Source organism: Herpetosiphon sp. NSE202 (assembly GCF_042688385.1).
Lineage (GTDB): Bacteria > Chloroflexota > Chloroflexia > Chloroflexales > Herpetosiphonaceae > Herpetosiphon.
On sequence record NZ_JBHUPY010000022.1, the window covers coordinates 1 to 14,243 of the forward strand.

Genomic DNA, 14,243 nt, shown 5'->3' on the forward strand with positions numbered 1-14,243 from the left:
CGAGCCAGAAATGACTCCGTTCTCGTTGACGGATTTGGGCTTGAGCGATGAAGAAATTGCGATGCTCAATGGCGACACGGCAGAAACACCAGCCGCTGAACCAGCGCCATTCTCATTCGACAATTTCGAACTGGATACGCCAGCGACCAACGAAGCCGAACCAGAAATGACTCCGTTCTCGTTGACTGACCTTGGCTTGAGCGCCGAAGAAATCGCAATGTTGAATGGCGACACGGCAGAACCTGCCACGGAAGAACCAGCACCATTCGCATTCGATAATTTCGAACTGGATACGCCAGCGACGAACGAAACCGAGCCAGAAATGACTCCGTTCTCGTTGACGGATTTGGGCTTGAGCGCCGAAGAAATCGCAATGTTGAATGGCGACACGGCAGAAACGCCAGCCGCCGAGCCAGCGCCATTCTCATTCGATAATTTCGAACTGGATACGCCAGCGACGAACGAAGCCGAGCCAGAAATGACTCCATTCTCGTTGAGCGATTTGGGCTTGAGCGATGAAGAAATCGCAATGTTGAATGGCGAAAGCAGCCAGCCTGCTGCCGAAGAGCCATCGCGCTTCGGGTTTGATAACTTTGAGTTTGAAGCACCAAGCAACACTACAACCAACGAAGCCGAGCCAGAAATGACTCCGTTCTCGTTGAGTGATTTGGGGTTGAGCGACGACGAAATCGCCAGCTTGGAAGGCACTTCGAGCGAGCCTACCACTGAAATCGAAGCCGACGAGCCAGATATGTCGCCGTTTACTTTCGACCAATTGGGGCTAACCGCTGAAGAAATTGCGGCCTTGGAAGGCACCGAATCGCCAGCAACTGAAACGACGAATGAGCTAGAGCCAGATCTCACGCCATTCTCGTTGGCCGACCTTGGCTTGAACGAAGAAGAAATTGCTTCGTTGCAACAAGGTGACGACGATCGCAGCTTGAAGCTTAGCGAAGAAGAATTGATGGGCATCGATTTTGCCTTGCCAAGTGCCGAGCCAGAACCAGAGCCAGTCGTTGCTGAAGTTCCCGCCGAGCCAGAGATGACCCCATTCTCGTGGGAAGATCTTGGCTTGAGCGAGGATGAAATTGCCTCAATTGAAGCTCCGGTCGAGCCAGTCGTTGAGGCTGCGCCAGCGGTAATTGCGCCGGTTATCGTGCCAACTCAGCCAATTATTGCTGAAACGCCTGCACCAAAGGCTGAGCCAGAACCAGAGACCAAACGCGCACCGTTGTATCCGGTTTCGCCTCGACCACGCGAAGAAGATCAACGGCCACGCGATCGCTTATACAATGTCTCGCCACGGCCTGAGCCAAAACCAGTGGCTGAAACGCCAGCGGTCGAAGCCCAGCCAGTGGTTGCCCAAACACCGCAACCTAGCGCCAGCCCAGCTGTAACCAGCGGCAGTGCAGGTGGCGATGGTCCCGACTTTAGCGAATACTATCAACAACTCGAAGCTGATCCAAGCAACCATGGCTTGCGAATGGCCTTGGCGCGCATGATCAGCCAAACCGCCTCGGTCGATCAGGCATTGACCGAATACAAACGGCTGATTAAACAAAATCAACTGATGGATCAAGTAGTTGATGATTTGCAAGATCTGATTGAGTCGCACGATGACCCAGGCTTGCTCCAACGGCTGCACCGTGCCTTAGGTGATGCCTATTCTAAGCAAGGACGCTGGCGTGAAGCGATGGATGAGTATGGCTGGGTGCTAAATAAACCACGTCGTTAATGCACCAAGCGACTGAAGAAAGGCTAGACCGTATGCGTCATATCGTTGAGGACTTAATTCGGGTTGAAGGGGTTATCGGCAGCCTATTGGTAGGCCGCGATGGCTTGGTTATCGCCAGCACCTTGATCGAAGATGAAGATGCTGAAGTATTGGGCGCGATGTCGGCAGCAGTGTTTGGCGAAATTGATAAAGCAACCAAGCGCATTGGCATTGGCACGCTGGTTGATGCAATTATTGATGCAAAAGATGGTTCAATTCTGTTGCTCGAAGCGCGTGATGTCATCTTGGCAGTTGTAACTCAACGCATGGTCAACCTTGGTTTGGTCAAGATTGAAATGCGCCGCGCTGCCAAAAATATTAGCAAGGCTGTGCCAATCTAGGCCGAATTGCTTGCTTATTGCTCAGCGAGTCACCGTCACTGGTGGCTCGCTTTTTTATGCCGCGCTGCAAGTATGCTACAATGCCCACAATCGGATCAACGATCCTTATTTTTTTGATTAACAAAGCATAATGGAGGCATTTCCCTGTGGAAAAGTCATTGATCATCTTAAAGCCTGATGCAGTTCAACGTGGCTTGATTGGCCCAATTTTGACCCGCTTGGAAGCACGCGGCTTGAAATTCATCGGCATCAAGTTGTCGCAAATTAGCGGCGATTTGGCCCACAAGCACTATGGCGTTCACGAAGGCAAGCCTTTCTTCGCTGGCTTGGTTTCGTACATTACCTCAGGCCCAGTGCTGATTGTGGCTGTTGAAGGCAAAGATGTGATCGAAATTGTGCGCTCAACCGTTGGCGCGACCAATCCCGTGAAGGCTGCTCCTGGCACCATCCGCGGCGATTTTGGCGTAAACATCGGGCGCAACTTGATCCACGCCTCAGATTCACCTGAAAATGGCGAAAACGAAGTGGCGCTGTTCTTCAACAGCGAAGAATTGATTAGCTCAGAACGCTCAGTCGATCAATGGATTACCGAGTAATCTGATTAGGTTGATTGACCTTGGGATGTTTCGGCATTCCAAGGTTTTTTTATTTTAATCAAACTTCGCTTGGTGCTTGGGTAGGTTTTAAGATCCCCTCACCCCCAACCCCTCGCCCACGCGGCGGGCGAGGGGCTTGAATACCGTGGTTTTACACCAATGTTTTGGCAAAACGACAGCTCCCCCTCGCCCGCGTTCAGTGGGAGAGGGGGCTGGGGGGTGAGGGAACGCTCTACAATCGCTCAAAACCTACCCTTGAAAGAGACCTACAGCCCCCGACCCCTGATCCCTAGCCCCTGATCCCTATTTTTGATTTTTGACTTCTGATTTTTGATTTGGGATTCATCCTTCTATTTAATCTCGACCCGATCGAGCTGAAAACCGAGTAGGCGCAAGGGATCAGATGCCCGCGAACTAACCCGCGTCGCTAAATCTTCGGGGCCGCTGACAAAGGTGCTGCTGGCAAATTCAAGCAAGAGATCGCTGCCTTGGGGCTGGGCTGGCAACGGAATTTCTAACCAATGCCAATCTGGGCTAAGTTGATAATTGTCGATTAATTGGCCATTCAAGCTGACGCTAATTCTGGTTGGTTGCCAATCGTTGGTGAAGCCATTCAGGTGCATGCGCAAGTTTTGGGCTTGGCCAGTTGCTGCCTGCGGGAAGCGCAACGCCGAAGTTTGGCTGCTCCAACGAAAATCTGGTGAATTGTGCTCGCTTTGATAAAACCCGCGCACATAGCCATAATCCAAGCCGCTGCCAAGATCGATTGTCGTGGTCGGCACAACGGTCAAATAATCCCAAGCCCAATCCAAATCGTTGATAATTTCGACATCGCGGAAGTTGAAACGAGCCAGCGCTTGGGCAATTTGGCCTTGACGTTGCAGCAAATTGCCTTCAAGCATCAAAATGCGTGCTGATTGAATTGGGTTATTTTTGGGATTTGCCTGTTGATAGAAGGCCAAAGCTTCTGCTGGTTTGCCCTCGGCTTCGAGCAATTGGCCATTGATCAAAGCCAAACAGCGCCGCCCAGTATAGGCGCTGATGCTGGTGTTTTCGCTGCGACCTTCCGCATCGATTTGGTCGTGCAATGTTCGCGCTGCTGCTAAATCGCCAGTTTGCAACAAACCGCGAATTTCTTGACATTGGTTAGCTTGCTGAACTCCAGCAAAACCCAAGCGCACATCTTGCCAAACGCTGCGCACGCCCACCGCTTCGGGCAAATAGAGATATGATGGCAACACGATCAGCCAAATCAAGCCTGCACTGGCCCAAGCATAGCGCTGTTGGCGAATGCTGGCCCACGCATGCGACCATTGCACCACGCCACACGCAGCATAAATCATGATGAACGGCAGCAGTGGTTGGCGAAAACGGGCAATCGCAAAGATCAGCGAGCCAACAATAATGTTATAGCCAAGCCAACCAAGCACCAAGCCCTTGCCAGCGCCAGCCTGTTTGCGCCACAACCCAAGCACCGCCAAGCCAACAATCACGACATACAGCGTATCGTCGAGCAACAACCCAAGCAGATGCGGCACTGGCACGCGGCCATCCACATAGCCATCGGTCAGGTGTTCGGCGCTATCAAAACGCACCTGCAAAATATCCAATAATTCGAGCGCAGTTTTGCTGATGAAGCGTTGTGGATATTCGCCCAACCATTCAAAGCCTTGGGCATAGGCCTGATTTTGACGGGCTGCCTGCGAACCTTGGCACACTAGCCCATTGCCGCCACATAAAATTTCGGCGAGGCGCGTGCCATTGCGGCCTTCAGGCGTGGCAATTTGGGCACCAAGGGCAAAATTATAGCCACCTGTTGTATCGACCAAAATTAAGCCATCGCCATTGCTCCAGCGGCTGGTTGCAAAGGCAGTCCATGGCAAGACAATCACGCAAACGCTGAGCGTAAAGCCAAGCACAGGTTTTATTGTGGCTTGCCAGCGTGGGCGTTGGTCGCGCCAAAGTTGCCAAGCAATCCACAGTGCTGGTAGTGGCAGCCAAGTTAAAATAATGGCCCGCGTTAATGCAGCCAAGCCAAAGCCAACCCCTGCCAAAAGCAAATCCCGCCAATGGCGCGTGCTGGCCCAGCGTAGCAAGAACAAATTAGCAGCCAAAAAGATGCTCAAAAACAGGGTTTCTGAAAGCATAAAATAGCTAAATGCTGCAAACGAATAGCCGAGCGCCATCAACCAGCCAGCAATCAAGCTCACTCGTTCTTGTTGTTCTGCTGGGGCTAGGCGTTTGGCGATGCGCATGGTTAGCCAAACGCTTAAAACACTGAGCAATGCTTGGCTGAGCCGTGGTGCCCAGAGTGCGCTATTGCCGAAGAGTTTAATATGTGCCGCCAAAAAGCTAATGTAGAGTGGTGGTCGCGTCCAGATCCAGCCATCAAAAAACTGAAATTTGCGACCTTGAGCCAGCCAAATCGCCGCGCCCCAATATTCGCCTTCGTCGCTAATCCAATCGTTATAGGGCAGCAGCCACCACGTTGCGAGGCGCAAACCAAGCGCCACCAGCAAAATGATTAGCGTATGCAGAGTGTATCGTTTCATTGTGTGAGATAGACCATCGAAGATCGTCTATGGCTAAATTGCATTTCAAGGCTGCAAGCGTAGACGAGTTGGCCAAAATATGCAAATTATTTAACCACGAAGAGCACGAAGCACACAAAGGGTAGATTTCTCGTTCGATAACATGTGTCCGTAATTCAGGCATCGACCAAATATACAAATAGGAGTTTTTGATTAGGGCTATAGGCTATAGGCTTTGGACTATGAAGTTTAGATTATCGGTACAATTTTTAGAAATTTGATGATCTTGTATCCCCTAGCCGTACTGATACATTGGATTGGCACCCATGTTCCCTCACCCCCCAGCCCCCTCTCCCACTGAACGCGGGCGAGGGGGAGCGGCCGTTTTGAATGAAGAATTGCGGTAAAACCAGGGTGTTAGAGCCCCTCGCCCGCTACGTGGGAGAGGGGGCTGAGGTGAGGAGCTCAAGTCGTCGTTAACCCAATGAACCATTACACATAGCCTATAGCCAATAGCCTCTCACTCAGCCTATTTCGTTTTACCTATGATTTCATCCTTCATAATTCATCCTTCATCCTTTTCTAACGCTTGTCATAGCTTAGACTAGTGCTTTTGGGGGTCAGCAAACCTTACCATGCAAGCGCTTGACATCTGCGTAGGCTATGCTATGCTGTTTAGAACAAATGTACTAAGTAGTTTGTAAACGATATATTACGAATGGGGAACCGAGTATGCAAGCAAGACAACAGCTAAAATATGCCTTAGTCGAATACACCACCAACAAAAATTTTTGCAATGTTTACGATGCGATGGGTATTGAGCGGCTTGAATGGGAAGTTGTGAGCTACGATCGCACGCGGCGCGTGCATCTTGATCGGGCCAATGCCTACTTGCCAATTTTGCGTTGCAAATTGTTGGTGCACCATACCTTAACTGGCAAGGCATTTGAGCCAGGTTGGAAGCTTGAGGTATTTGGTGGCTCAGTCCGCGACGATGGCATCGAAAGTCGTTTGTTCAAAGTTGAATGCGATCCTGGGGCCGATCAAAAGTTTGCGCGCTTTCCAATTCGCTTATCGATTACAATCGGGCCTGGCAAACAAACCGCTACTGGTGGGATTGCGCCCGATGGCAAGCCAACAACCCAACTAGCAATGCGCTTTCCCGCCGACGATTGGCTGGGCATTTGCCTCGAAATTCGCGACTTTTTGCAGCAGCATCAAGCCCAACTCGAAAGCTACCGCAAAAATCTGCAACGCGAGCGCCAAGAACAACGCCGCAAAGATATTCCTGCTCACAGCGCAGCTGCCTGAGCATCGATATAAATATGACGAGTTTTTACGTTAAAACGGAGGATCTACCACAATGGCCAAGGATTTAAACAAAGTTCAATTGACCGGACGCTTGGGCGCAGACCCTGAAATGCGTTTTACGCCCCAAGGTACCGCTGTCACAACCTTTCGGGTTGCCTCAAATCGCACTTGGAAAACCGCCGAGGGCGAACAACGCGAAGATACCGAATGGTTTTCAATTGTAGCTTGGAACAAACTAGCCGAAATTTGTAACCAATATTTGAATAAAGGCACACGCGTCTATGTTGAAGGCCGTTCGCAAACTCGCTCATGGGTTGAAGAACAAAGCGGCCAGACTCGCTATAAAACCGAAATCGTCGCCAACGATATGATTATTCTCGATGGCCGCCGTGAGGGTGTTGCCTATAACGCCGAAGACCCAGAAGAAGAATGGGCTAGCGCTCCTGAGCCAGCTCCAGTTGCGCGCCAAGCAGCCCGCCCAGCGCAGCCAGCCCGTACCAATGGCAATGGCAATGGTAATGGCGCGAGCAGCCCAGCCAAAGCTCCCGCTCGGAGCGCTGCGCCAGCCGCAACCCAAACTCGGCCCGCTTCCCGTAAGCCAGTCGTCACCGACGAAGACGATTTGCCATTCTAAATTGGCTCATAGCTTATAACCACAAACACCATCATTCACAACGAATGGTGGTGTTTGTTTAATCTCTATACAATCTGCACAAAGCTATTCACATATTTAACAATTGACAGCCATGCTAGCGCTTGCATGAGTTGCCACACTATGCCATAATTCAGCCTGAGATTGTGCAAATTGCTAGTGAGACGATTTTTAACTGAATCGTCGCCAAGTTTAGGTATCGATTGTGGCAACCCTGTATGAAATTTGGCGGCTGGCCTTACCGCCGACAACTAGCCTGCGGGCTGGCGAGGCCAACACTCTTGCAGTCCGTGCGGTTGTGCTGGCCCGCCCAACCCAACCAGCCCTGCCTGATCTTGCTGGCTCTGAAGTTGTGCTGGTGAGTACAACCGTCTTAGATTCGTTGCGCCTTTCGTTAGCGCGCTTGATTGAGCGTTTGCATGGGACTTCAGTTTTGGCTGTTGGCCTGACTGGAATGGTCGATGAGCGGGCTGTGGCAGCGGCAGAGATTGCCAACATCACCTTGTTTGAATTGCCACACAACGCCGACTTGCGCATGGTGCAGCGCGAAAGTGAACGCTTGCTCTCCGACCCCGAAGCCCAATACGAGCGCCGTGCTGCCCAATTGTATAGTGCCTTAACTATGAATGGCCTAAACGAGGGGCGAACTCCCTTATTACGCATGCTTGAGCTTTGGACTGGCCATAGCGTGGTTTTCCCGGCGGATGCTGGTATGCCAACCACCGTGCCAGTGCTACTTGATGGGCATCGAGTTGGTTTTCTCGGCAGCATCGGTAGCCATCCATGGGATGCTGGCGCGCTGGAACAAGGCTCTGCTGCCTTATCATTATTGCTCGATAAAGAACGGGCCATTGAAGCCACCGAGGATCGTTTGCGCGGCAGCGTGCTGGAGGCCTTGCTCGCTGGCATTCCCTTGGATCTGCCTGGCCAACGCCGCGCTGCTGAACAGGGCATTTTGCTCGATTCGGCCTATGCCTTGGCTGCGTTACGGCCTCAGGATGTAGCCCAAATCGAGCGGGTGATGGCAGCGGTACGGCGAGCCTGCGACCGTTTGCGCTACCCTGCGTTTATTGCCGATCACGATGGTGTGATTGTCTTGGCCATGCCGATCGATAGTCTCGACAACCCCGAACAGCGCTTGCGCGAGGTACATACGGCCTTGCATGAAGCCAGTTGGGTGCTTGATGGCGGCTTTGGCATCGCCTCGGAAAATGGCGCGTGGTCGGGCGCTTGGGCTGAAGCAATTGGCGCATTACGGCTGGGCCGCGAGCTTTTAGGCTCTGGGGTACTTGCTGGTGGAGCGGAATTAGGCGTTTATCGGCTACTACTGAGCGTGGCAGACTCTGCTCGTGCTAGAATGTTTTATGATCGGACGATTGGCCCATTAGCTGCTCACGATGCCAAACAAGATGGCGATTTGTTGTATACCCTACAAATGTTTTTTGCCTATCTTGGCAACCATAGCCAGGCAGCAGCAGCTTTGCATATTCACCGCAATACCCTACTCTATCGGCTTGGTCGCATCGAAAATATTGCATCGCATCATCTCGACCGCGCCCCAGATCGGCTCGCGCTCCAATTGGGCTTGGCCCTGCATCGGATCTATCAGAGCCAAAAGCCTGATCTAAAAAAAGCGTAGAATAGAGGACAATCGAAGGAGCAGACGCTATCGTGGCGATAGCGTCCAACATTGTTGTACTCGACACACGATTGTTCGGAGGTATGTATGCGGCTCTGGCGTAAAACAGTGGTACGGGCAACGCTCTTATTCAGCGAATCTGGCGTGATGGTTGAAGCCTATGATGAATTTATGTTTAGCGAAACCTCACCGCCGCTTGTGGTTGGCAAATATCGTGAAATTGCTGCGCCGCGTGGTGCCGCCGTCTTTGCGATTCAATTTACTCATGTGATTACCGACATTTTTCAGGCACTCCAAACCTTTAAATTGCAATACTACATGCCTCAACAACCAAATTCGTTTCTCGAAGATTATCTGAGCGGGCCGGGCGCTGATGCCGATTTATCGTTGCGCGCAGTTGCTACCGGAGCCGATTCGCTCAATCGCGATCAAAAACGGGTCATTTGTACCCTGCTATCGAAAAGCGATCCCCAAGCATGGGAACGTTCACGTGAGTTTCGCCAACTTTTAGAAAAGTAGGTACTCGATGCCTTTTGATTGTGCTGGCCTGCGCCTAAGCCAAATTGACAATGGCTCAAGATTTCACCATAATGGTGCAAGATTCACTCATTGGACAATGGTTTAAACGTTATGGCGCAACCAATAGATTTGCTGGTTTTGGCAGTATCACGGGTGAAAAAAGGCGTTGCCCTCGCAGGTATGAGCACCGAAGCCCATCCCGTCACTGGTCGGGTGTGGCTCGATATTGTGCGTGCTGATGGCCCGCTGCAACTCAGTGATATTACGTTTGCTGATGGTTCGTTGATTAAGCCTGGTGATGTGGTGCGTTGGGAAGGCCTTGAGCCGCATCCGCAACCGCCGTTTGTTGAGCAATGGGCGCTAACTGCTGCAAGTAGCAAAAGCTTGTTGCGACATATTACGCCTGAGCGCTACGCCAAATTTCTGCCCGATCATCTTGACCAAGATCCAGCCGCTGTCTTCGAACGCCGCGAACGCTCGTTGTGCTTGATTCAAGCCCACGAAGTGCATGCGATGTTTGAGCGCGAAGAAAAACGCTTCAAAAGCTATATTCTGTTTGATTTGGCTGGCTTGGAAAGCGTCGATGAAACGCCAGTGACCGATGTGGCGTGGCGGGCCTTTGGCCAGCAATGGATGCAATCGGAAGATGTCGACGAACTCGCGTTCGATCCCGATGATTTGCAGGCTCGCTTTGGGCCAATTTATCTGGTGATTGGGATTCATGGCAATAGTTTATTGGTGCGCGGCGTGCACACTGTGCCAGCCTATGCTGCGAGGATCGACCCAAATCGGCTCTAAGGGAGGGGCATGATGGCGCTTAAGCCGTTTCGCCTAGGTCAATCGATGATCGTGCCATTGCCGTTGGCTGATGTTTGGGAAATTGCCGCCCAAACCAGCCAAATTAATCACGCTGTTGGCTTGCCCCCCATCACCTATAGCGAACGCACCCGTAGCGATGGGGTGCGTGAGATGGTTGGCAATGCCCGCCAATATGGCCTGCCAGTCCAATGGGTCGAGCATCCGTTTGAATGGGTTTATCAGCAGCAACTTTGGGTCGAACGGGTTTTTGAGCATTTTCCACCACTCGATCGCTTGATTGGCGGCACGATTCTCAGGCCACATACCTCCATTAGCACTGAAGTCGAAACCTTTGTCCAAGTTTTTCCAAAAAATCTGTTGGGCTATCCAATCGGTTGGTTTATTGCCACCCAGATGATCGTTGGCCAAGCGGCTTTTTTTCGTTCAGTCGCCAAAAAGCCCAATGCCAGCAATTATTTTCCTCCAGCCCGTAAAGTTCGCGTCAATCGCACGGTGCTGCAAGAATTGCGCAACCGCATGCGCGATTTGCCCTGCGATCAGCAATTGATCGATCGTTTATTTCAATTAATTCAGACCCAACGCGATGAAGATGTAGCAACGATGCGCCCATTTGTTTTGGCTGATGCTTGGGGCGCTGAACGCTTGAGCGTGCTGCGGGTATTTTTATATGCCACTTGGACGGGCTTGCTCGATATGAATTGGGATGTGTTGTGTCCCAATTGTCGAGTTGCGCGCGAACCCACGCCGCACTTGCGCGATCTCACTGCGAGCGCTCACTGCGAAGTCTGCAATATTAACTACGATGTGAATTTCGATGAGTATGTTGAATTGCGTTTTTCAGTTAGCCCCAAAGTGCGCAGCGCTAGCGGCACAACCTTCTGTGCGCTTGGCTCGCCTGCCTTGAATGAGCATATTGTGGCGCAAGCGCGGCTCAAACCCAACGAACAGCGCGAGGTCACGGTTCAGCTGAGCTCTGGTGGCTATCGCATGCGCATGTTGGGGATTGAGCAACGCTGCACAATTCAAGCTGAGCCTGCTGGCGCAACCAGTGCCAACATCACCCTAACGAACAACGGCCCCGACCAAACTGAACTCAATTTGGCAACAGAAGCCGTTGTTTTGAGCCTGCATAACACGACTGAACACGAGCAATTGCTGATTATCGAGCATGATGCTTGGGGCTTTGGGCGAGTGAGTGCCTCATTGGTTTCGACCTTGGCTGAGTTTCGCTCATTGTTTTCGTCGGAAGTGTTGGCTCCTGGCTTAGGCTTGGGGATTAAAAATCTGACAATTTTATTCAGCGATATTAAAAATTCAACGCCGATGTATGAAGAGCATGGCGATTCGCTGGCCTATGCGATGGTGCGTGACCATTTTAGCGTGCTGTTTCAGGCAATCGAGCAGCATAATGGCTCAATTGTCAAAACGATTGGCGATGCAGTGATGGCGGTGTTTGCGAATCCCGCCGATGGAGTTGCCGCGGCCTTGGCGATTCATCAGAATATGCAACAAGCCAACCAAGCGCGGCCTGATCGTCCGCCAATTGTGATTAAGATTGGCTTGCATACAGGCACCTGCATTGCGGTTAATGCCAACGAAGTGCTCGATTATTTTGGTACAACCGTCAACGCTGCTGCGCGCGCCCAAGGGCTAAGTGTTGGCGATGATGTAATTTTAACTGCCGATGTGATGGAATCGGCTGGTGTGCGGGCCATGCTTAGCCAGCATAATCTGTTGAATGAGCACTTTACCCATAATCTCAAAGGGATCTCGCACATTTTTACGCTCTATCGGCTTACGCCCAATCGAGGTTAACTGTTTGATCCACGAAGGACACGAAGGGGAGAAACCGCGAAGAACGCGAAGAGCACGAATACTTATTTATTTTTAAGCCACGAATTGCACCAATTGCACGAAAAATGTTCCGCTAGCCCATAGCCCATAGCCAAAAGCCATACTTCCTCTGCACCTCTGCATTAAGAAATTGATCCACGAAGAGCACGAAGGGCACGAAGGGAAGAAACCGCGAAGGACACGAAGATTTATTTTTTTAGCCACGAATTGCACGAATTATTAGTTTTTTAAGCAACAGATTTTTTGATTCTCTTCCCAAAGCCAATAGCCAAAAGCCTATAGCCTGAACCCTCTTTTGATTTTTGACTTCTGAATTCTGACTTTGTTCTATTAACTATTCGGGTCGGTATAACGGCTCCATGTGCCATCGTTGGTCATGACCCAAATGCGGGCTGGGCGACCTTCGAGTGCTGGCGAGTAGAGCATTAACCCATTGGGGAAATATTGCACCACGCCAGTAATTGGGTATTCAGGGCTGTTGGCCCAGCCAAGCGCCTCGCGAATGCTGCTCAGCGTATGCCAAAGCGTCCCAAAACCACGAATTGGCTCCAATTTGCCTGCTGGTGCGGTTTCGCGTGGCTCGTCATATGAGGGATCGTTGGGATTGGCAAAGCCTTGCCACGAGCCGCTGGCGGCAGGACTGTAGTACACATAAATTTGGTCGCTCGTGCCAACCCAATACATCATGCCGCCATCAAAATATTGAATTGAGGCTGTGCTTGCTGCTTCGCCATTGGTTGGGCAGCCTAAGGCTTCGGCCACGCTTGGATTATTGCGCCAGAGACTGCCAAAGCCACCTTGCAATGGCCCTAAACATAGGCTAACCGACGTTGGTTCGGGCGTTGCGGTTGGCGGATTATTGGTTGGGGCGCTGGTTGGCGTTGGTGCTACTGGCAATGCTTGGGTCACAGCTGGTCGGTTTGTGACTTGGGCAACTTGGCTTGGGGCTTCGCTGGCTGTGGTTGGGCTTGGTGCGCTGGCCTCAACGGTGGCAGTGCTGCTGATAACCAGCGTCGGCGTAGCAGTTTGATTCATTTGCTCAGCCATGGCTGTCTGCGTTACTCCATTTTGGGCAACTTGGGTTCGAAATTGCTCCCGTTCGGCGGCTTCGGTGGCTAGGGTTTGACGCGCCTCTTGGCGATTATCCAAAACTGTATCGGTGACAAACATCAGCACGCCAGTGATGATCGCTCCTATCAGCAACAGAATTGGCCAGGTTGCTGGACGTTTGCGCCGCGTCGTTGCTGCTGGTTTGGTACTTGCAGCTTGGGCCTTGGCCACAATTTGCTCAGCAGCAACGCTTGGAATAACGACGGCCTGCTTGGCTCCAGGTGGCGGAGTTGTCGCAACGCCAGTTGGCGCTCCAATTGCTTCATTCAAGGAGCGGGCAAATAAGCCAGCTGATTTGGTGCGCTCGGCGGGATTTTTGGCCAGCGCCGCACTCAGCACTGCATCGATCGATGGCGGCACATGCGGGTTGCGCAATGAAGCAGCTTCAGGAACGCGCGAAAGATGGGCCAGCAAAATATCGGTGGTCGAGCCATCGAAAGGCCGCACGCCAGTCAGCATGCGATAAGCCATGACAGCGAGCGAATAAATATCGGCGCGCGCATCAACTGGGCCAATTTTGCTGTCGATCTGCTCTGGAGCCATATAATCGGGCGTGCCAATCATCACGCCAGTCGAGGTAAGTCCAGGCGTATCAAGCGATTTGGCAATCCCAAAGTCGGTCAAAATAACTTGGTTATTGTCATCGAGCATCACATTGCCCGGCTTAATATCGCGATGAATCACGCCGCGACCGTGGGCATAATCCAAGGCGCTGGCAACTTGGCGCACAATCTCGCCCACTTGTTCAGGCGACATCGCGCTATCGATTAATAAGGTATCTTGGAGCGAGCGTCCGCTGAGCAATTTCATGGCGATATAGACTACGCCATCGGATTCGCCAACATCATAAATTGGCACAATGTTGGTATGCTCCAAGCGTGCAGCCAAAATAGCTTCCCGCCGAAAACGCTCAACCAAGTCGGCATCGGCAACATATTGGGCATACAACACTTTGAGCGCAATTGGGCGACGTAAAATGGTATCGTCGGCCTCAAATACTGCGGCCATGCCGCCACGCCCAAGAATGCGCGTAATTTTATAGCGCCCAAGTTGCTTGCCAATTAAATCTTCGATGCGCATGCTTCCTCCAGCCACCG

At 51.7% G+C, this 14,243-nt stretch carries 10 protein-coding genes and 1 pseudogene; 9 read left to right on the forward strand and 2 right to left on the reverse strand.

The features are described 5' to 3' along the window. The 3 genes and pseudogenes from ACFMKP_RS21925 to ndk all read left to right on the forward strand — a co-directional run. A pseudogene (locus ACFMKP_RS21925) lies at nucleotides 1-1,735 on the forward strand (hypothetical protein); the annotation flags it as partial. Nucleotides 1,736-1,767: 32 nt separating this feature from the next. After that, entirely contained in the window at nucleotides 1,768-2,115 is a 348-nt protein-coding gene (locus tag ACFMKP_RS21930) for a roadblock/LC7 domain-containing protein (protein ID WP_054534792.1), read from the forward strand. 146 nt (nucleotides 2,116-2,261) lie between these two features. After that, a complete protein-coding gene (gene ndk, locus ACFMKP_RS21935; RefSeq protein ID WP_382295114.1) occupies nucleotides 2,262-2,711 on the forward strand; it encodes a nucleoside-diphosphate kinase in 450 nt (149 codons plus the stop codon). A 350-nt stretch (nucleotides 2,712-3,061) separates the two neighbouring features. Here the strand turns inward: ndk and ACFMKP_RS21940 are convergent, their stop codons facing one another. Further along, nucleotides 3,062-5,263, reverse strand: coding sequence for a glycosyltransferase family 39 protein (locus tag ACFMKP_RS21940; RefSeq protein WP_382295117.1), 2,202 nt, complete (start codon nucleotides 5,261-5,263; stop codon nucleotides 3,062-3,064). 711 nt (nucleotides 5,264-5,974) lie between these two features. Here ACFMKP_RS21940 and ACFMKP_RS21945 point away from each other — a divergent pair. The 6 genes from ACFMKP_RS21945 to ACFMKP_RS21970 all read left to right on the forward strand — a co-directional run bounded on the left by ACFMKP_RS21945 (nucleotide 5,975) and on the right by ACFMKP_RS21970 (nucleotide 11,997). Next, on the forward strand, nucleotides 5,975-6,553 hold the full coding sequence (locus tag ACFMKP_RS21945) for a hypothetical protein (protein WP_382295120.1): 579 nt from the start codon (nucleotides 5,975-5,977) through the stop codon (nucleotides 6,551-6,553). Between the two features lie 52 nt (nucleotides 6,554-6,605). Beyond that, a complete protein-coding gene (locus ACFMKP_RS21950) occupies nucleotides 6,606-7,187 on the forward strand; it encodes a single-stranded DNA-binding protein (RefSeq protein WP_204755805.1) in 582 nt (193 codons plus the stop codon). 223 nt (nucleotides 7,188-7,410) lie between these two features. Then, entirely contained in the window at nucleotides 7,411-8,844 is a 1,434-nt protein-coding gene (locus ACFMKP_RS21955) for a helix-turn-helix domain-containing protein (protein WP_382295123.1), read from the forward strand. A gap of 87 nt (nucleotides 8,845-8,931) precedes the next feature. Continuing rightward, nucleotides 8,932-9,363: a hypothetical protein gene (locus ACFMKP_RS21960; RefSeq protein WP_110516722.1), complete on the forward strand. Its 432-nt coding sequence runs from the start codon at nucleotides 8,932-8,934 to the stop codon at nucleotides 9,361-9,363. Between the two features lie 111 nt (nucleotides 9,364-9,474). Further along, nucleotides 9,475-10,161, forward strand: a complete 687-nt coding sequence (locus ACFMKP_RS21965) for a hypothetical protein (protein WP_382295126.1) — start codon at nucleotides 9,475-9,477, stop codon at nucleotides 10,159-10,161. Nucleotides 10,162-10,170: 9 nt separating this feature from the next. Then, nucleotides 10,171-11,997, forward strand: coding sequence for an adenylate/guanylate cyclase domain-containing protein (locus ACFMKP_RS21970; RefSeq protein ID WP_382295129.1), 1,827 nt, complete (start codon nucleotides 10,171-10,173; stop codon nucleotides 11,995-11,997). A 369-nt stretch (nucleotides 11,998-12,366) separates the two neighbouring features. Here ACFMKP_RS21970 and ACFMKP_RS21975 read toward each other — a convergent pair whose 3' ends face one another. Next, entirely contained in the window at nucleotides 12,367-14,226 is a 1,860-nt protein-coding gene (locus ACFMKP_RS21975) for a protein kinase (protein ID WP_382295132.1), read from the reverse strand. Nucleotides 14,227-14,243: the final 17 nt, after the last annotated feature.